A 17,723-nucleotide genomic window follows, 5' to 3' on the forward strand; every position below is an offset into this window, starting at 1 on the left:
CCTTTTCATATTATTCTGTTCGTTAATTCTTAATACCAGCCGTTGTTAAGCCAGAAGTTTTTAGCGGCTGTCCATGAACCGTAACGTCCTGCAACGTAGGCATCTGCTACACGTTCTTGGTTTTCTGCTGAGTAGTCACCGTTCAAGTATGAATCTGTCAATTGGTAACGTCCGATGTAACGTCCGTTTGTAGCTGTGTAGCTACCGCCTGATTCTTTTTGAGCAATCCATTCTTTAGCTTCTGCTTCAGATCCGCTTACAGTTGCAGCTGGTGTTGAAGCTTCTGTTGATACAACAGTTTCTTCTGCTACCGCTTCGCTTGCCACTGGAGCTTCTTCTGCTACTTCTGTAGTTTCTGCTACTGGAGCTGAAACAGTTTCATCTTGAGCAGCTGGTGCTGCATAAGTAGTTGGCGCTGGTGTTGTAGCAGGCGCTACAGGACCATCGATAACCAACTCTTGACCAACATAAATTAAATGAATGTTGTCAATGTGGTTGTTTTCTGCCAATTTCTCAACAGTTGTATTGTGAGTTTCAGCGATTTCTGAAAGTGTATCACCTTCTTTAACTGTGTAAGTTGATGATTCTTGAGCAGATACAAATGATGGAGCAAATACTGCAAACAAGGCAGCTACTCCTGCAAGAGTTGTTTTAATCTTTTTAGTTGTTGATTTCATATTTGAAAATTCTCCTTCTTTCTATAGTTCTATCATACCCTTTAAATATTACCGTTTCTTGACACTTTTATGTAGAAATATTACAAAATTATTTTTTATTTCCCTAAATAAGCTATTTTTTGTTACAAAAGATGCTTTTTTATGATATTTGTAGTGTAAAAAGGTTTTCATCCACAATTAAAGCCAAGACCTTCATTCTTTGATATAATAGAGATAAGAATTTTTATAAGGGGAAACTGATGAAATCACTTCGTTTTCAATCTGTCTTTGATATCATCGGACCAGTTATGATTGGCCCATCTAGTAGTCATACCGCTGGGGCTGTTCGTATTGGGAAGATTGTCTCTTCCATTTTTGATGATACTCCGACAGAAGTCGAATTCCAACTTTTTAACTCATTTGCCAAGACCTATCGCGGTCACGGAACAGACCTAGCCCTTGTTGCTGGTATTTTAGGCATGGATACAGATGATCCTGAAATCCCAAACAGCCTGGAAATTGCCCACAAGCGCGGCATCAAGATTGTCTGGACCATTCAGAAAGACAGCAATGCCCCTCACCCAAACACTACTAAAATTACCGTTAAAAATGCCCACAAGACCATCAGCGTGACGGGTATTTCTATCGGTGGAGGAAATATTCAGGTCACCGAACTCAATGGCTTTGCCGTTTCTCTCAATATGAATACACCGACTATCATCATCGTTCATCAAGATATTCCAGGTATGATTGCCCTCGTAACAGAGGCCCTTTCTCGCTATGATATCAATATCGCCCAGATGAATGTCACTCGTGAAAAAGCTGGTGAAAAAGCTATCATGATTATAGAAGTCGACAGTCGCAACTGTGATGAGGCCATCGAAGAAATTCGAAAAATCCCTCATCTCCACAATGTCAATTTCTTTAAATAGGAGGAAGCATGTTTTATTCTATCAAAGAATTGGTCGAGCAAGCAGATCTGGACTTTCAAGGAAATGTCGCAGAACTTATGATTACAACAGAGTTTGAACTGACAGGTCGCGAACGTGAAGAAGTCTTCCTTCTCATGGAACGCAATCTGGAAGTCATGAAAGCCTCTGTCCAACTTGGCCTCAATGAAAATAAATCTCGTAGTGGCCTGACAGGTGGAGATGCTGCCAAATTGGATCACTACATCAAAAACGGAAAAACTCTGTCAGATTACACGATTCTCTCTGCTGCCCGAAATGCTATCGCAGTCAATGAACACAATGCCAAAATGGGCTTGGTCTGCGCTACTCCGACCGCAGGAAGTGCTGGCTGTCTCCCTTCCGTTCTCACTGCTGCTATTGAAAAATTAGACCTCAGCCACGAGCAACAGCTAGATTTCCTCTTTGCTGCGGGTGCCTTTGGACTAGTCATCGCAAACAATGCCTCTATCTCAGGTGCTGAGGGTGGTTGCCAGGCCGAAGTCGGTTCTGCCTCTGCTATGAGTGCTGCCGCCTTGACTCTGGCTGCAGGTGGAACACCCTACCAAGCTAGTCAGGCTATTGCCTTTGTCATTAAAAATATGCTGGGCCTCATCTGTGACCCTGTTGCCGGCTTGGTCGAAGTTCCCTGTGTCAAACGCAATGCCATGGGAGCTAGCTTTGCTTTCATCGCAGCAGACATGGCCTTGGCAGGTATCGAATCTAAAATCCCTGTGGATGAAGTTATCGATGCCATGTACCAAGTGGGTTCAAGCATGCCAACTGCCTTTCGTGAAACAGCTGAAGGTGGACTTGCTGCCACCCCTACTGGTCGTCGCCTCCAAAAAGAAATTTTCGGAGAATAAGCTTATCAAATAGGAGAAATCATGACCTCTATCTCAGCTATCTTTTTCGACCTGGATGGAACCCTCGTTGACAGTTCTATCGGGATTCACAATGCCTTTACCCATACCTTTAAGGAGCTAGGAGTGCCTAGCCCTGATGCCAAAACGATTCGTGGTTTTATGGGACCGCCCCTCGAAAGTAGTTTTGCGACCTGCCTGCCCAAAGAACAAATCGCTGAGGCTGTCCAGATATACCGTTCTTACTACAAGGCAAAAGGCATCCATGAAGCTCAACTCTTTCCTCAGATTGTAGACTTGCTTGAGGAGCTATCGAGCAGTTATCCACTCTACATCACCACGACAAAAAATACTCCAACCGCTCAAGACATGGCTAAAAATTTAGGAATCTATCATTTCTTTGATGGCATTTATGGTTCCAGCCCTGAAGCACCTCATAAGGCAGATGTCATTCGCCAAGCCTTGCAGACACATCAACTAAATCCTGAACAAGTCATCATCATCGGTGATACCAAGTTTGATATGCTGGGAGCTCAAGAAACAGGCATTCAGAAATTGGCAGTCACTTGGGGATTTGGAGAGCAGGCAGATTTACTAAACTATCAACCTGATTATATCACCCACAAACCCTTAGAAATTTTGGAGTATTTTCAATAATATAGACTGGGCGACAACACCATTTCAGAAGAAAATGAGGCAAGCTTCTACATAACAAAACGCATATTACCAAGGTTCAAGACCTGATAATATGCGTTTTCTTTTTTTATTCAACGTGGGTTGTTTGATTGGCAAAGGCGATAATGGCTTGTTTCAACTCATCTCCTCTGAGAGTTCGGAACTCTTCAATCTTTTGATCGATGGCTTCTAGAGGCATGACATTAACCTTACCAACGAAAATCTTATCCATAACTTGGTTATCAACAAGTTCGGTTGATACCAAGAGTTCTTCGTAAAGTTTTTCACCTGGGCGGATTCCAACTTCAACGATTGGAATTTCACTTTCGGTGTGCCCACTTAGAAGGACCATTTTCTTGGCCAAATCATAAATCTTGACTGGTTTGCCCATATCAAGGATAAAGACTTCTCCATCCTTGGCATAAGCACCAGCATGGATAACCAAACGGCTAGCTTCTGGAATGGTCATAAAGTAACGGGTCATGCGGAAATCTGTCACCGTTACAGGACCACCTTCAGCAATCTGACGTTCAAAGACTGGAATCACACTACCACGGCTACCAAGAACATTTCCAAAACGAACTGCACAGTAGGTCGATTGGCTACGTTGGTTAAAGCCAGTGACAATCAACTCCGCCACGCGCTTGGTTGCTCCCATAACATTTGGTGGATTAACCGCCTTATCTGTCGAAATCATAACCATCTTAGGTACTTTGGCTTCATCAACAGCCTTAGCAACATTGTAGGTTCCACGTATATTGTTTTTGAAGGCTTCTTTTGGATTGCGCTCCATCATCGGAACGTGTTTGTGGGCAGCCGCATGATAAACAATAGCTGGCTTGTACTGCTCAAAGACTTGCAACAAACGATCATAGTCTTGAATATCGGCAATCACAGGTACATAATCAATCCCTTGGAATGTACGAATCAATTCATGATACACAAGGTAGATTGAATTTTCCCCATGACCGAGCAAGACAATGCGTTCAGGATTGAAGCGACTAACTTGGCGACAGATTTCAGAACCGATTGAACCACCAGCCCCTGTGACTAAGATGGTCTTACCTGTCAGTTCTGCACCCAGACGCGATTCGTCAAGACGAATTTCCTGACGGCCCAAAAGGTCTGTGATATCAATCTTCTGGAATCCTCCACCTGCTTGGTGAAGTCCCTGAACAACTGTTTCAACCTTAGGCATCTTGTAACATTTGACACCCAGCTTATTACACATCTGCAAGATACGCTCATATTCTGACGGATCCAGCGATGGAATCGCAACGATAACACGCTCGATTTGATGGCGTTTGGCTAATTCAGGCAGATCATCATATGAACCCAAAACAGGGATTCCACCAAGTTTTTGGCCCTTTTTCTTAGCATCCTTATCCAAAATACCGACAAGTTCTAATTCACTAGTTGGATGTTGGTAACTATCCATAAAGAGAGCCCCACCATCACCAGCACCAATCAAGAAGGTCCGACGGTGTTCTCCATCACCACTTCCTTTTTTGCGTCTAGAGTAGATTAACTGCCAAGTAATCCGTGGCAATAAAATCAAGAAGGTACTAAACAAGATAAAGAGAATGATGAAACGGATTGAAAAAAGTGGCAAGAAGGCATAGCAGATACTATATGACAAGATGCTGCTCGCAGTCACACCAAAAAAGATTTTCAGAAAGTCCGTAATCTTGCTGTAACGACTAATACTAGCGTTTAATCCCCAAAATCCAATCATCAATTGATAGAACAGGAAGGCCAGACTCGTATAGATAATGTAGTCAACAGGTGCTGGATTAATCAGCCCATAAAATAAAATATAAGATACAATGATGGAAACCACCATACTCAAAATATCAAATATTCCCCAGAAAACCTGCTTTTGTTGTTTATTTAAAATTTCCACCAGATCAATCACATAATCTGTTAGTTTTTTATTCATAGAAATTTACTCCTCCTTAAAAGAGTTTTACTATATTGTTATTGTAGCATATTTTAATTTATTTGGCTTATTTTTCCAAATAAATTACTGTTCCCTTGTACTCTTTCTTCCATTTAAATCCTCTAATTAAACCTACAATCGTCCCAAGGCCATAAGCAAAGTGAATGGAAAATAAAAGAAAGGGCATCACAATTAGAAATCCATTTTTATGTTTTAATAAAGTCAGCAAAGTGAGTAATGACAAAAGTAGAAAATAAGCACCTAATAGTAAAGTTATGAATACGAATGTGATCGGTAACAATGCTAGACTAAACACAAGACTCAAAACAAATAAACAAGGAACATAGTGAAATAATGATAAACACTTAGGCTGAACATGACTTGTCAAGCCAATCCACAAACCATTTGAATACTTTTGATGCAGCATTTTCTTGAATGTTGGTCGAATATACTGATAAGATAGAATACTTGGGCTATAGCGGATTTTATAACCATGTTCTCGAATTCTATAATGAATATCATTATCTTCAGTTCGGCCAAGTTGCTCATTTACTAAACCAACCTTCTGGAAAACCTCTCGTTTATACATCCCATGAAAAATAGAAGAAACATATCTATCCTCGGAACTATTTCGATAATTGGCAATGCTACTGCCAAACATATTTTCCTCAACAAGATGCAAGGTCTCTGCCCATTTTCCCTTTCCTTCAACAATCGTCGGTCTAGGTCCCCCACAGACAGATTCACCTTGTTGAATAACAGCCACATTATTCATTACAAAACTCTCAGTAACTTTTGAATGAGCATCAATTTTTAAAATAAGGTCCCCTACAGAATGTTTAACTCCCAGGTTAAAACCACTAGCTTGATTTTTCTTAGGATTGTTATACAATCTAATTGAGTTAAACTCTGTGTCTTCTTTTATAAATTGCTGAATGATGGCTGTTGTCCCATCTGTAGACATAGCATTTATAAATAGAATTTCAATATTTTCTTTAGGATAGGTTTGATTTTTTAAGTCCTCAATTAGACCAGGCAGATATTTTTCTTCATTGTATGCACTGATTACAATGGATACGAGAAGACTTTCAACATTTTGAGTCACTACTACTCTCCTGAATTTTTCCTTCCACTATTTTATCATAATTTTCAAGACTTTCCTATTTTTATCTTGAAAGCCAGAAACCTTACTTGACATTATAGGGAAAAAGCCTTAAAATAAGCTGTTATTAAAATCAGCTAGAAGAGGTATTATATGAAAAAGCAATCACTCTTTTTTGTTCCAGGTATTATCCTGATTGGTGTTTCCTTGCGGACTCCATTTACTGTTTTACCCATTATTTTGGGAGATATTTCGCAAGGTCTGGGGGTAGAAGTTAGTTCACTTGGTGTCTTGACCAGCCTTCCCCTCCTCATGTTTACTCTCTTCTCGCTCTTTTCTACCCGATTGGCTCAGAAAATTGGCTTGGAGCATCTCTTCACCTACAGCCTCTTCTTCTTGACCATCGGTTCTCTCATTCGACTAATCAATCTGCCTCTCCTCTATCTAGGAACCTTGATGGTTGGGGCAAGCATCGCAGTCATCAATGTTCTGCTTCCTAGTCTTATCCAAGCCAATCAACCAAAGAAGATTGGTTTTCTGACCACCTTATATGTAACTTCTATGGGGATTGCGACGGCTCTGGCTTCCTATCTAGCCGTGCCCATTACACAAGCCAGTTCTTGGAAAGGGCTTATCATCCTCCTCACCCTGCTCTGCCTAGCAACTTTTTTGGTCTGGCTGCCTAATCACCGCTATAATCACAGACTGGCTCCACAAACCAAACAAAAAAGCAAAACAAAGGTCATGCATAATAAACAGGTCTGGGCAGTGATTGTCTTTGCAGGTTTTCAATCCTTGCTCTTTTACACCGCTATGACTTGGCTACCTACCATGGCCATCCATGCAGGTCTATCCAGTCACGAAGCTGGCTTGCTGACTTCTATCTTCTCTCTGATTAGCATTCCTTTTTCAATGACTATCCCAAGCCTAACAACCAGCTTATCTACTCGCAACCGTCAGCTCATGCTCACTTTGGTTTCACTCGCTGGTGTGGTCGGCATTTCCATGCTCTTCTTCCCAATCGGTAATTTCTTTTACTGGCTTGCCATCCATCTCCTCATCGGAACCGCAACTAGCGCCCTCTTCCCTTATCTCATGGTCAACTTTTCACTCAAGACAAGCGCCCCTGAAAAGACTGCTCAATTGTCTGGTTTGTCTCAAACAGGAGGCTATATCCTAGCAGCCTTTGGGCCAACCCTCTTTGGTTACAGTTTTGACCTGTTCCACTCTTGGGTACCAGCTGTAGCTACCCTCTTGCTCGTCGATATCCTGATGACTATGGCCCTCTTTACAGTGGACAAAGCCGATAAAATCCTCTAAACTTCTAGTTTTTCCTAGAAGTTTTTTATATATAAAAATTTTACACATTTCTCTTGACAGGGCTTTCTTTTAGATGTACAATGTATGTGTAGAAAAATTATATATAAAAATCTTACACATTAGAAAAGGAGGTTCCCCATGTACTTTCCAACATCCTCTGCCTTGATTGAATTTCTCATCTTGGCCGTACTGGAGCAGGATGATTCTTATGGTTATGAGATTAGCCAAACCATTAAGCTGATCGCTAATATCAAAGAATCTACACTCTATCCTATCCTAAAAAAATTGGAAAGCAATAGCTTTCTGACAACCTATTCTAGAGAGTTCCAAGGTCGCATGCGCAAATACTACTCCTTGACAAATGGTGGTATAGAACAGCTCGTGACCCTAAAAGATGAATGGGCACTCTATACAGACACCATTAATGGCATCATAGAAGGGAGTATCCGCCATGACAAGAACTGAATACCTGACTCAGCTAGAACTCTATCTCAAAAAACTGCCTCAGGCTGACCAAATTGAAGCCATGGACTATTTCAGGGAACTCTTTGACGATGCTGGAGTCGAAGGAGAAGAAGAACTCATCGCTAGCTTGGGAACTCCAAAAGAAGCAGCCCACGAAGTTCTCTCCAATCTCCTCGATAAAAAAATCAATGAGGCACCCACTCAAAAGAATAACCGACAAATTTTGCATATCGCCTTGTTAGCTCTCCTTGCAGCACCCATCGGTATTCCTCTGGGAATCGCCATCCTCGTGTCCCTGTTCGCAATCCTTGTGGCTGCTTTGACTGTCATTCTGGCTTTCTTTGCGATTTCCATACTTGGTATCATCGGCGGATTCCTATTTTTAGTTGAAAGTTTCACTGTCCTCGCCCAAGCTAAATCAGCCTTTATCTTGATTTTCGGTTCTGGTTTACTGGCTATCGGTGCTTCTTCTCTGGTTTTACTAGGTATTTCCTATGTAGCTCGCTTCTTCGGCCTACTCATTGTTCGCCTGGTACAATTTGTTCTCAAAAAAGGAAAGAGAGGTGATCAGCATGCGTAAATTGACAAAAGGATTTCTCATCTTTGGTGTGGTGACTACTGTTATCGGCTTTATCCTGCTCTTTGTAGGAATCCAATCTGACGGGATTAAGAGCCTACTTTCCATGTCCAAAGAGCCTGTCTATGATAGTCGGATGGAAGAGCTGACATTTGGCAAGGAAGTCGAAAACCTAGAGATTACGCTCCACCAACACGCGCTGACCATCACGGACTCTTTGGATGATCAAATCCACATTTCTTATCATCCATCTATTTCTGCTAACCATGATCTTGTCACAAATCAGAACGATAAAACGCTAAGCCTCACTGATAAGAAACTGTCTAAAAGTCCGTTTCTCTCTTCTGGAATTGGCGGGATTCTCCATATCGCAAGCAGCTACTCTAGTCGTTTTGATGAAGTTATTCTCCAATTACCAAAAGGAAGAAGCCTAAAAGGAATCAACATCTCAGCCAATCGCAGACAAACCACCATCATAAATGCTAGTCTTGAAAATGCAACTCTCAATACAAATGGCTATCTCCTCCGAATTGAAGGAAGTCGTATCAAAAACAGTAAACTCACAACCCCTAATATCGTCAATATCTTTGATACAGACCTTACAGATAGTCAGCTAGAGTCAACAGAGAAGCACTTCCACGCTGAAAATATTAAAGTATATGGTAAAGTAGAACTATCTTCTAAAAATGCGCTCAGTATCATGCTAACTCAAAAAGAAAGCCAAGAAATTAACTTAGACCTCTCGAGTCACCATGGTCCTATTTATCAGTTATCGAGAGATGAGAGTCAACGCCACCCCAACGAATTAAGCAACCCTTACAAAACTGAAAAAACTGATGCAAAAGGTCAACTCATCGCTAAGGCTGATGATTATATTAGTCTTGAAACTACAGCTAACAGACCTTAATAAACCTATTTATATCGACCACTATGACACATAACCCACTAAAAAGGAGGTTCTACCATGAAACAAGAATGGTTTGAAAGTAATGATTTTGTAAAAACAACAAGCAAGAACAAGCCTGATGAACAAGTCCAAGATGTTGCAGACAAGGCTGAAGAAACTATAGCCGATCTCGATACGCCAATTGAAAAAAATACTCAGTTAGAGAAGGAAGTTTCTCAAGCTGAAGTCGAATTGGAAAGCCAGCAAGAAGAGAAAATTGAAACTCCTGAAGACGGTGAAGCGAGAACAGAAATAGAAGAAAAGAAGGCATCCTATTCTACTGAAGAAGAGTCAGACCTTCCTAGTGAAACCGAAAAAGTCACTATAGCTGAAGAGAGTCAAGAAGCACTTCCTCAGCAAAAACCAACCACGAAAGAGCCCCTTCTTATCAGTAAATCCTTAGAAAGTCCTTATATTCCCGACCAAACTCAAAAATCTACAGATAGATGGAAAGAGCAAGTGCTTGATTTTTGGTCTTGGCTAGTGGAAGCTCTCAAATCTCCTACAAGCAAGCTTGAAACAAGTAGCACACACAGCTACACAGCCTTTCTCTTGCTCATTCTGTTTTCTGCATCTTCCTTTTTCTTTAGTATCTACCACATCAAACATGCTTACTATGGACATATAGCAACTATGCATAATCACTTCCCTGAACAATTTGCTTCATTAAATCTATTTTCGATTATCTCTATCCTAGTAGCAACAACACTCTTCTTCTTTTCATTCATCTTGGGTAGTTTCGTTGTGAGACGATTTATCCACCAAGAAAAAGACTGGACGCTAGAAAAGGTTGTCCAACAATATAGCCAACTCTTGGCAATTCCAATCTTCCTCACTGCCACTGCTAGTTTCTTTGCCTTCTTTGACAGCCTGCGATTTACAGCCCTCTTGTGTGTGATTAGCATTGGAATCATTCTGCTTGCCAGTCTCCATATCATTACAAGACCAAGTCAAGCAAGTGAAACCGACTCCTTCTATCAATTATTCTTGTCTGTCCTTGTGAACGGAGTCATTATCCTCCTCTTCTTTGTAGCTGAAGTGGCACTAATTGGGGATTATCTTCGTATCTTGGCCTTTCTTTAAACTTCATACTCTTCGAAAATCTCTTCAAACCACGTCAGCTTCGCCTTACCGTAGATATATGTTCCTGACTTTGTCAGTCTTATCTACAACCTCAAAACAGTGTTTTGAGCAGCCTGCGGCTAGCTTCCTAGTTTGCTCTTTGATTTTCATTGAGTAGCAATCCTGTCTTTCATGGCAGGATTTTTCTATGCCAAAAAGCAAGTCGATTGACCTGCTTCTGCTTTACTCTTCTTGTGCTAATGCTTTAAAATCTTGTCCCAAGATGGATTGCACTTCTAATTGATTGGCATCTAGTTGATGGTAAGATGCTGATGGTAGTGACTCTAGGAATTTTGCATAGTCCAAGCGAGCGATAGCTTCATAGTCTTCTGGTTTAGAGCCATCTCCTGTGATTTGAACCAAGTCAATTTCCCACTGCACTTCCTTATCCAGCAATTGCTCAATATAGGCTGCAGGAACAAATGGTTCTATCGGTAAAACAGTCTTGACGCCTTGAGCTAGATGGTAAACACCGTGCACTTGGCCTTCTCCATCCTGATAGAAGGAAACTCTTGCAAAGTAGGCATCTGTCTCTTGAACCGCACGCACACGCGCTTCAAACTGTGCTAATCCATCTTCCTCTAAAAAACTTTTCAAGTCCTCATGACTAAAGAAAATAGGATTAAAAATTCCTTGGCAAATCGTAAAACGGGCTGCAGTGTCTGCCAGATGAGCTTGAATACCTGCTTGGAAATAAGCTTCAAAGTCAAAACCATTTAGCCCTTCAATCTCAGTTCCTGTATAAGCAATCAGAGCATCTAAAAATGATTTGATAATCTGCCAGTCTGTCTGCGTTAGTAGGTCAGGAAGATCGACACGATAGGCCTTTTGACCATCAGCATAACTGACCTTAAAGAGAAATTGTGATTGCCCTACTATTGCACATTCGATATACTCGAGACGGTTAAGTGGCTGACGGAGATAGATAGCATCATAACTATGCGACTCCAAACCATCTAGCAAGGCCAAGGTAGACTTGGCAGTCAAAATTTCCTGTTCTCCTAAAATGCTCTGTTTATTTGGAATAAAAAATGTTTTCGTCATAACTGGACTCCTTTGAAATCGTTTACATATAGTATACCCTATTTTCCTGAAAGATACAGAAACAAACTTTAGATTTTTGAGTAAAAAGCATAGAAAAACAGCCCCTGAGGACTGTTTGATCTTATACAGTAGCTGCTTGATCCAAGCTTTCACCGATAGCGGCTAGGCGCTCGACCACTTCAGCTTGTGTCAATTCATTTTCTGAAACATAGCGGTTACGTGGGTGAACACGGCACTCGTGTGAGCATCCACGAAGGTACTTGTCTTCATTTTCTTCTGATGTCAAGATACGACGGTTACAGAATGGATTTCCACAGTTGACATAACGTTCACATGGTGTTCCATCAAACCAGTCTTTCCCTACGATGGTTGGGTTGACATGGTTGACATCTACGGCGATACGCTCGTCAAAGACGTACATTTTCCCATCCCAAAGTTCGCCTTGGACTTCTGGGTCTTTACCGTAAGTTGCGATTCCTCCGTGCAATTGGCCGACATCTTTGTAGCCTTCACGGACCATCCAGCCTGAGAATTTCTCACAGCGAACGCCACCTGTACAGTAAACCACGACACGCTTGTCCATGAATTTTTCTTTGTTATCACGAACCCACTGTGGCAACTCACGGAAGTTGCGAATGTCTGGGCGGATAGCTCCACGGAAATGTCCTAGGTCGTACTCGTAATCGTTACGTGTGTCAAGGACAACTGTATCTTCGTCAAGAAGGGCTTCTTTGAACTCTTTTGGAGACAAGTAGGCACCTGTTGTTTCAAGTGGGTTGATGTCGTTATCAAAGTCGTTGTCTTCCAAACCAAGGTGGACAATTTCTTTCTTGTAGCGAACAAACATCTTCTTGAAGGCTTGTTCATTTTCTTCGTCAATCTTGAACCAGAGATCTTCCATTCCTGGAAGGCTGTGAACGTAGTCCATATATTTTTGAGTTGTTTCGTAGTCACCTGAAACTGTTCCGTTAATTCCTTCGTCAGCGACTAGGATACGACCTTTAAGGCCGATTGATTTACAGAAAGCCAAGTGGTCTGCAGCAAATTGCTCTGCATTTTCAATTGGAGTGTAAAGGTAGTAAAGTAAGACACGAATATCTTTTGCCATAAGATTTGTTCTCTTTTCTATTCTTAAATTTTCAGAATTTTTCATCTATCTATACTAGTATACCTGCTTAAGAAAACGAATGCAATTTATTTGACTGGAAATTTTTAGAAAGCGACCTGTCACTACACTTCATCAGTAGCCATAGCGAATAGCTGATAATTCTCTCAATTTTTTGATTTGCTCAGCTTGACTTTCTGACAAACTTAGCTTGTTATCAATCAATACGCGCGCAAGGTCAACGTTCATTTGACTCAAAATAAATGGAGTAGAGGTCCCATCGTCCTCTAATCGTCTTTTATAACTCACTAACAGATTTTTCAAAGGAGTCAGTTGAGGCGTATCTTTTATATCTTCCAATAGATGATCTATGATCGTCATGGCTTCACAACGTCTTTCACTTCCTCCAGCAAACCATTTTAATGGTGTCATACTCATTTACCTCCTGAAACTCACTTATAAATTTGATAAAATATCATTCCTAACTCTCGTACCAATATTTTACCCAAATACCCTGTGTAAAAAAGTCAGCAAAAATGGTAATGTCGCGAAAATATTATTAATCACATGCACCGCATAGGAAGGATAAATGCTCTTGGTATGGCGGGTCAAACTAGCAAAGATGATGCCAGATGTTGCAAAGACGAAGATATCTAACAAACTAGGCAGGCTTGAAAAATGAGGAAGAGCAAATAAAATTGACGGAAGAAGCAAATCAAGGCCAAATCTCGAATGCTTAAAAAAGGCGTGTTGCAGTAATCCTCTATAGATTAGCTCTTCCATAAGTGGAGTCAGAAAGAACAAAGTTATATAGATACCTAGCTCAGCAAAGTTGGTCCCACTATAACCGATCAATACGGCCCAACCTTCAGCAGTTGACTGAACATGTTTAGCTGTCTGAACGTTAAAAGAGATCTGGAGCACTACCACTAATACTGTCAAAATCAAATACCAAAGCCATTTTTTTCTTGGAATGCGAAAGAGATAGCCGTGGCCTGTCTTAAACAGAATCCAAATCATGACTCCGCTAAATAGCAAACTCAAGATATTTCGAATCCAGAAAAAATTTCCTACCTGAGAAGAAAATTGCCAATAGTTTTGAATGATAAGGGTCAGCTGAGAAAGTCCAAATACAAAAAACAGGTAAGACAAGACAGCACTTATTTTGAAGAGAAGCTGATACTTTTTCATGTGATCCCTCCTTTGTAAACTCGGAACATCTCTAATATAAGCCATATTTTCCTAAATCCTTACTCCCAATCCTAAATGGTGCTTGAGATTTCCTGAATGGTTAAAATAAGGAAACAGAAATATCTATGTCTTTGTTTCAAAAAATCACCGCCTTCCCCAGATAAACTTGAGGAAAACAGTGATTCAATTTTTAGGAATTAGGAATGAATACACGAAATCAATTGATCTTATGATTTTTTGTTTTTCAAAAATTCGTCGTATTGTTTTTGCATTTCGTTCAATACTTTTTCGTAGGCACCTTCAGATTTCAATTTTTCCATCAATTCTGGAATAGCTTTATCTGGGTCTACAGTACCAGTGTTGATAGCTGTATCGAATTGTTGCATTGTGTTAGAGATAGCTGAGATTTCAGATTTCACATTGTCAGTGTTAAAGATGAATCCAAGCGCTGGAGATTCTTTAGCTTCAGCCAATTGTTTCTTAGAATCTTCGATTTGTTGATCTGTAACGTTTTCGTTGATGTAAAGGATCCAGTTGTTACCAGTGTTCCATCCACCCATGTGAGTGTTTCCTTTGTAGCCATCAAGGACGCGTACACGATTTTCTTTACCTGCAATTTTTTCCCAGTTCTTGCCTTCTGGACCATAAACAAGACCGTTCAAGAGTTCTGGGTTAGTATTCAAGAGGTTCAACACTTCCATTGATTTTTCTTTGTTCTTAGAGTTGTTTGAGATAACAAAGTTAGCAACTTGTGTTGTTTGGTTTTTCTTGATGAAGTTAGTAATTGGTTTGATTTGGATATCTTTGTTCGCAACACGTGAAAGCAAGCTGTTACCGTAGTCAGCTGGTCCTACTGTTTCTTCACGAACGAACCAAGTATCTTGTTGAAGTTCAAATGAAGTATCGCTTGTTGCTACATCTTTTGGAATGTATCCAGCTTCATAGAATTTGTGAAGAGTCTTCAAGTGTTCTTTAAAGCGAGGCACTTCGTAACGGTTTACGATCTTAGTAGTGTCGCCTTCAAGGTCGATAACGAATGGAAGTCCATTTGGAACTGGGTAGTCAAAGTTATCAGATGGGATGAAGTTCTTAGTAACCGCAAATGGCACTACATCTGGAGCTTTTTCTTTGATTTGTTTCAAGACTGGTTCAAGTGTTTCATATGAAGTGACACCTGAAATATCGATACCGTATTTAGCAAGAAGAGTTCCGTTGAAGGCGAAGTTTTGAGATGATGCAACGTTGGCTGCAACTGGAACTGCGTAAATTTTACCGTTAATGCTGTTACCTTTGATGTAAGCTGGGTCAAGTGCTTTGTAAAGGTCTTTACCTTCTTTTTTGTACAATTCTGTCAAGTCAGCATAGGCACCTTTTTGAGCATTTACAACATAGTTAGATGCAAAGGCGATATCGTAGTTTTCACCAGATGATGTGATAACTGACATTTTCTTATCATAGTCACCCCATCCAAGATATTGGATATCCAATTTAGCACCAACTTTTTCTCCGATGATTTTGTTAGCATTTTCTAGCAATTCATCCAAGTTATCTGGTTTGTCACCGATTTGGTACATTTTGATAACAGGTTTTTCACCTGAAGCTGAGTCAGCAGCTTTCTTGTTGTTACCTGAAAGGTTTCCACAAGCAGCGAGACCAGCAGCCAAAGCGACTACGCTAGCAGATGCAAAAGCATATTTTTTCCAGTTTTTCATGACAAAAACTCCTTTTTTTATTTTTAAACTTATAAACAATGTAATGATCTTAACTTCACGCAAGGAAAGTTTGGAAATTAGAAAGGGTATTTCTCGACAAGTACTATTCTTTCACACCACCGATAGTCAAACCTTTTACAAAGTAGCGTTGGAAGAATGGATACAAAATCGCGATTGGAAGGGTTGCGACCACAACCATGGCCATACGACCTGTTTCTTTTGGAAGAGCAACTCCCAGTTGACCAGAAAGGCCGACTGCTTTGGCGATGTAATCCATATTTTGTTGGATTTGCATGAGCAAATATTGCAATGGATACAAGTTGTCACTCTTAATGTAAAGAAGGGCGTTGAACCAGTCATTCCAGAAACCAAGAGCTGTCAAGAGCGTGATGGTTGCGATACCTGGTAGTGACAATGGTAAACAGATTTGGAAGAAGATCCGGGCTTCACTGGCACCATCGATACGAGCAGATTCTAGAATAGCTTCTGGAATGGTCTTCTTAAAGAAGGAACGCATCAAGATGATGTTAAATGGTGAGAGAAGCATTGGAACAATCAAGGCCCAAACTGTATCACCAAGTTGAAGCAAACGAGTGACCACGATATAACCTGGTACCAAACCAGCGTTAAACAACATACTAAGTAGAACGAAGATTGTAAAGAATCTGCGGTACTTAAAGGTTGTCCGTGAAATGGCATAAGCATAAGTTGTTGTGATAAAGACATTTGTCAATGTCCCAACTACGGTTACAAAGACTGAGATGAAGAGGGCTTGTAAGATTTTATCCTTAAACTGTGCCAAGAACTCAAATCCGTCTAATCCAAATTGTGACGGGAAGAAGCTATATCCATTTTGAAGGATACTCTTTTCATCTGTCACCGAAATAACGATAACGAATACGAAGGGTAGGATACAAGAGAGGGCGATCAAACCAGAAATGGTACTGAAGAAGATATCTGCTTTCTTACTGAAGGAGTGAATGCCGACATTATCAATTTTTTCTTTTTTAATTTTCTTTTCTGCCATATTCTCCTCCTTTCTAGAACAAGGCTGAGTTTGGATCAACTCGTCTTGCAAGTAAGTTTGATAGGATAACCAAAAGCAAACCGACTACTGATTGGTAGAGACCTGCCGCTGAAGCCATCCCGATATCCGCTGTCTGGGTCAAACCATTATAAACATATACGTCCAAGACGTTGGTTACGTTATAAAGCTGACCAGCATTATGGGGGATTTGGTAGAAGAGACCGAAGTCTGCACGGAAGATATTTCCTACTGCCAGGATAGTCAATACGGTTACCAACGGTGTTAACTGTGGAATGGTTACATTGCGAATTCGTTGCCATTTGCTAGCACCGTCCACCGTTGCTGCTTCATAGTAGGTTGGATCAATTCCCATGATTGTTGCATAGTACATGACACTGCTATATCCAAAACCTTTCCAAATACCTAGGAAAAGTAGGAGATATGGCCAGATACCTAAGTCAGCGTAGAAATTGATTTCCTTCATTCCGATAGACTCTAGGAAATGGTTGAACACCCCTTTATCAATGTTTAGGAAGGCATCTGTAAAGAAACTGATGATAACCCAAGACAAGAAGTAAGGGAACAACATAGAAGTTTGGAAGATCTTAACCATTCTCTTAGAACGGAGTTCACTGAGGATGATGGCAATCCCTACAGATACAATCAAACCAATAAAGATAAAGCCGAGATTGTAGAGGACAGTATTTCGTGTGATAATAAAGGCGTCTTTTGAACTAAACAAGAATCTGAAATTATCGAGTCCGACCCATTTACTATTCATGATACTATCTATGAAACCATTACTAGTCATGTGGTAATCTTTGAAGGCAACCACGTTCCCAAATACTGGAATGTAGAAGAATAGAATCAACCAGAGTGCCCCTGGCAAAACCATCAAGAGAAAGATCCAGTTGTCTCTCAAGGTTTTTGAAAACTTATTCATAATTTCCTCCCTTTTTTATTTTGATATCCATCTAAAAATTCCTTTTTAGACTTTTGATAACGATTACATTATTAGTATACTCCTATTTG

General features: G+C 40.5%; 17 protein-coding genes and 1 pseudogene. 8 read left to right on the forward strand and 10 right to left on the reverse strand.

Annotated features, from left to right (window positions below):
• Positions 1-29: 29 nt before the first annotated feature.
• Positions 30-677 (reverse strand): LysM domain-containing protein, encoded by a 648-nt coding sequence (locus HT731_RS03730; protein WP_173277689.1) that lies wholly within the window; start codon positions 675-677, stop codon positions 30-32.
• Positions 678-916: 239 nt separating this feature from the next.
• Between HT731_RS03730 and sdaAB the strand changes: the two genes are divergently transcribed.
• From sdaAB to HT731_RS03745, 3 genes are read left to right on the forward strand one after another with little or no spacing between them, the layout of a single operon-like run.
• A complete protein-coding gene (gene sdaAB, locus HT731_RS03735; protein ID WP_000838909.1) occupies positions 917-1,588 on the forward strand; it encodes an L-serine ammonia-lyase, iron-sulfur-dependent subunit beta in 672 nt (223 codons plus the stop codon).
• 8 nt (positions 1,589-1,596) lie between these two features.
• The gene (gene sdaAA / locus HT731_RS03740; protein ID WP_049509903.1) at positions 1,597-2,469 is read left to right on the forward strand and encodes an L-serine ammonia-lyase, iron-sulfur-dependent, subunit alpha; all 873 of its coding nucleotides are present in this window, start codon (positions 1,597-1,599) and stop codon (positions 2,467-2,469) included.
• A gap of 21 nt (positions 2,470-2,490) precedes the next feature.
• On the forward strand, positions 2,491-3,123 hold the full coding sequence (locus HT731_RS03745) for an HAD family hydrolase (RefSeq protein ID WP_173277691.1): 633 nt from the start codon (positions 2,491-2,493) through the stop codon (positions 3,121-3,123).
• A 106-nt stretch (positions 3,124-3,229) separates the two neighbouring features.
• On the opposite strand, the gene HT731_RS03750 is transcribed toward HT731_RS03745, so the two are convergent.
• Together HT731_RS03750 and HT731_RS03755 are read right to left on the reverse strand one after the other, a co-directional pair.
• Positions 3,230-5,080, reverse strand: a complete 1,851-nt coding sequence (locus HT731_RS03750; protein ID WP_173277693.1) for a nucleoside-diphosphate sugar epimerase/dehydratase — start codon at positions 5,078-5,080, stop codon at positions 3,230-3,232.
• A gap of 53 nt (positions 5,081-5,133) precedes the next feature.
• Positions 5,134-6,185: pseudogene (locus HT731_RS03755) on the reverse strand (glycosyltransferase family 2 protein).
• A gap of 150 nt (positions 6,186-6,335) precedes the next feature.
• On the opposite strand from HT731_RS03755, the gene HT731_RS03760 reads away from it, so the two are divergent.
• The 5 genes from HT731_RS03760 to HT731_RS03780 all read left to right on the forward strand — a co-directional run bounded on the left by HT731_RS03760 (position 6,336) and on the right by HT731_RS03780 (position 10,573).
• Positions 6,336-7,502 carry an MFS transporter gene (locus HT731_RS03760; RefSeq protein WP_153192719.1) on the forward strand — a complete coding sequence of 389 codons (1,167 nt, stop codon included), beginning with the start codon at positions 6,336-6,338 and terminating at the stop codon, positions 7,500-7,502.
• Between the two features lie 138 nt (positions 7,503-7,640).
• Positions 7,641-7,967 (forward strand): PadR family transcriptional regulator, encoded by a 327-nt coding sequence (locus HT731_RS03765; RefSeq protein WP_049551925.1) that lies wholly within the window; start codon positions 7,641-7,643, stop codon positions 7,965-7,967.
• A complete protein-coding gene (locus HT731_RS03770; protein ID WP_153192721.1) occupies positions 7,954-8,547 on the forward strand; it encodes a DUF1700 domain-containing protein in 594 nt (197 codons plus the stop codon). The genes HT731_RS03765 and HT731_RS03770 overlap by 14 nt, the downstream gene beginning before the upstream one ends.
• Entirely contained in the window at positions 8,540-9,451 is a 912-nt protein-coding gene (locus tag HT731_RS03775) for a DUF4097 family beta strand repeat-containing protein (protein ID WP_153192723.1), read from the forward strand. Before HT731_RS03770 ends, HT731_RS03775 begins: the two co-directional genes overlap by 8 nt.
• Before the next feature lie 57 nt (positions 9,452-9,508).
• Positions 9,509-10,573, forward strand: coding sequence for a DUF6574 domain-containing protein (locus HT731_RS03780; RefSeq protein WP_173277695.1), 1,065 nt, complete (start codon positions 9,509-9,511; stop codon positions 10,571-10,573).
• Between the two features lie 222 nt (positions 10,574-10,795).
• On the opposite strand, the gene HT731_RS03785 is transcribed toward HT731_RS03780, so the two are convergent.
• From HT731_RS03785 to HT731_RS03815, 7 genes are all read right to left on the reverse strand, one after another.
• Positions 10,796-11,656 (reverse strand): DUF4299 family protein, encoded by an 861-nt coding sequence (locus tag HT731_RS03785; RefSeq protein WP_173277697.1) that lies wholly within the window; start codon positions 11,654-11,656, stop codon positions 10,796-10,798.
• Positions 11,657-11,777: 121 nt separating this feature from the next.
• Positions 11,778-12,764 carry a rhodanese-related sulfurtransferase gene (locus HT731_RS03790; RefSeq protein ID WP_020902652.1) on the reverse strand — a complete coding sequence of 329 codons (987 nt, stop codon included), beginning with the start codon at positions 12,762-12,764 and terminating at the stop codon, positions 11,778-11,780.
• 132 nt (positions 12,765-12,896) lie between these two features.
• Positions 12,897-13,193, reverse strand: a complete 297-nt coding sequence (locus HT731_RS03795; RefSeq protein WP_169435149.1) for a bacteriocin immunity protein — start codon at positions 13,191-13,193, stop codon at positions 12,897-12,899.
• Positions 13,194-13,262: 69 nt separating this feature from the next.
• Entirely contained in the window at positions 13,263-13,952 is a 690-nt protein-coding gene (locus tag HT731_RS03800; protein ID WP_173277699.1) for a CPBP family intramembrane glutamic endopeptidase, read from the reverse strand.
• 227 nt (positions 13,953-14,179) lie between these two features.
• Positions 14,180-15,664, reverse strand: a complete 1,485-nt coding sequence (locus tag HT731_RS03805; protein ID WP_153192736.1) for an ABC transporter substrate-binding protein — start codon at positions 15,662-15,664, stop codon at positions 14,180-14,182.
• Between the two features lie 103 nt (positions 15,665-15,767).
• Complete coding sequence (locus HT731_RS03810; protein ID WP_140832823.1) at positions 15,768-16,691, reverse strand: carbohydrate ABC transporter permease; 924 nt, start codon at positions 16,689-16,691, stop codon at positions 15,768-15,770.
• Between the two features lie 13 nt (positions 16,692-16,704).
• On the reverse strand, positions 16,705-17,634 hold the full coding sequence (locus HT731_RS03815) for a sugar ABC transporter permease (protein ID WP_001032151.1): 930 nt from the start codon (positions 17,632-17,634) through the stop codon (positions 16,705-16,707).
• Between the last annotated feature and the right edge of the window lie 89 nt (positions 17,635-17,723).

The organism is Streptococcus sp. k-163, assembly GCF_013277555.1.
Taxonomy (GTDB): Bacteria; Bacillota; Bacilli; order Lactobacillales; family Streptococcaceae; genus Streptococcus.

Bases quoted from the DNA above. Each gene is read 5' to 3' on its own strand.
- HT731_RS03795 (WP_169435149.1), bottom strand. From the start codon at position 13,193: ATGACACCATTAAAATGGTTTGCTGGAGGAAGTGAAAGACGTTGTGAA.
- HT731_RS03775 (WP_153192723.1), top strand. From the start codon at position 8,540: ATGCGTAAATTGACAAAAGGATTTCTCATCTTTGGTGTGGTGACTACT.
- HT731_RS03810 (WP_140832823.1), bottom strand. From the start codon at position 16,691: ATGGCAGAAAAGAAAATTAAAAAAGAAAAAATTGATAATGTCGGCATT.
- HT731_RS03765 (WP_049551925.1), top strand. From the start codon at position 7,641: ATGTACTTTCCAACATCCTCTGCCTTGATTGAATTTCTCATCTTGGCC.
- HT731_RS03770 (WP_153192721.1), top strand. From the start codon at position 7,954: ATGACAAGAACTGAATACCTGACTCAGCTAGAACTCTATCTCAAAAAA.
- HT731_RS03745 (WP_173277691.1), top strand. From the start codon at position 2,491: ATGACCTCTATCTCAGCTATCTTTTTCGACCTGGATGGAACCCTCGTT.
- HT731_RS03805 (WP_153192736.1), bottom strand. From the start codon at position 15,664: ATGAAAAACTGGAAAAAATATGCTTTTGCATCTGCTAGCGTAGTCGCT.
- HT731_RS03760 (WP_153192719.1), top strand. From the start codon at position 6,336: ATGAAAAAGCAATCACTCTTTTTTGTTCCAGGTATTATCCTGATTGGT.
- HT731_RS03790 (WP_020902652.1), bottom strand. From the start codon at position 12,764: ATGGCAAAAGATATTCGTGTCTTACTTTACTACCTTTACACTCCAATT.
- sdaAB (WP_000838909.1), top strand. From the start codon at position 917: ATGAAATCACTTCGTTTTCAATCTGTCTTTGATATCATCGGACCAGTT.
- sdaAA (WP_049509903.1), top strand. From the start codon at position 1,597: ATGTTTTATTCTATCAAAGAATTGGTCGAGCAAGCAGATCTGGACTTT.
- HT731_RS03780 (WP_173277695.1), top strand. From the start codon at position 9,509: ATGAAACAAGAATGGTTTGAAAGTAATGATTTTGTAAAAACAACAAGC.
- HT731_RS03785 (WP_173277697.1), bottom strand. From the start codon at position 11,656: ATGACGAAAACATTTTTTATTCCAAATAAACAGAGCATTTTAGGAGAA.
- HT731_RS03815 (WP_001032151.1), bottom strand. From the start codon at position 17,634: ATGAATAAGTTTTCAAAAACCTTGAGAGACAACTGGATCTTTCTCTTG.
- HT731_RS03750 (WP_173277693.1), bottom strand. From the start codon at position 5,080: ATGAATAAAAAACTAACAGATTATGTGATTGATCTGGTGGAAATTTTA.
- HT731_RS03730 (WP_173277689.1), bottom strand. From the start codon at position 677: ATGAAATCAACAACTAAAAAGATTAAAACAACTCTTGCAGGAGTAGCT.
- HT731_RS03800 (WP_173277699.1), bottom strand. From the start codon at position 13,952: ATGAAAAAGTATCAGCTTCTCTTCAAAATAAGTGCTGTCTTGTCTTAC.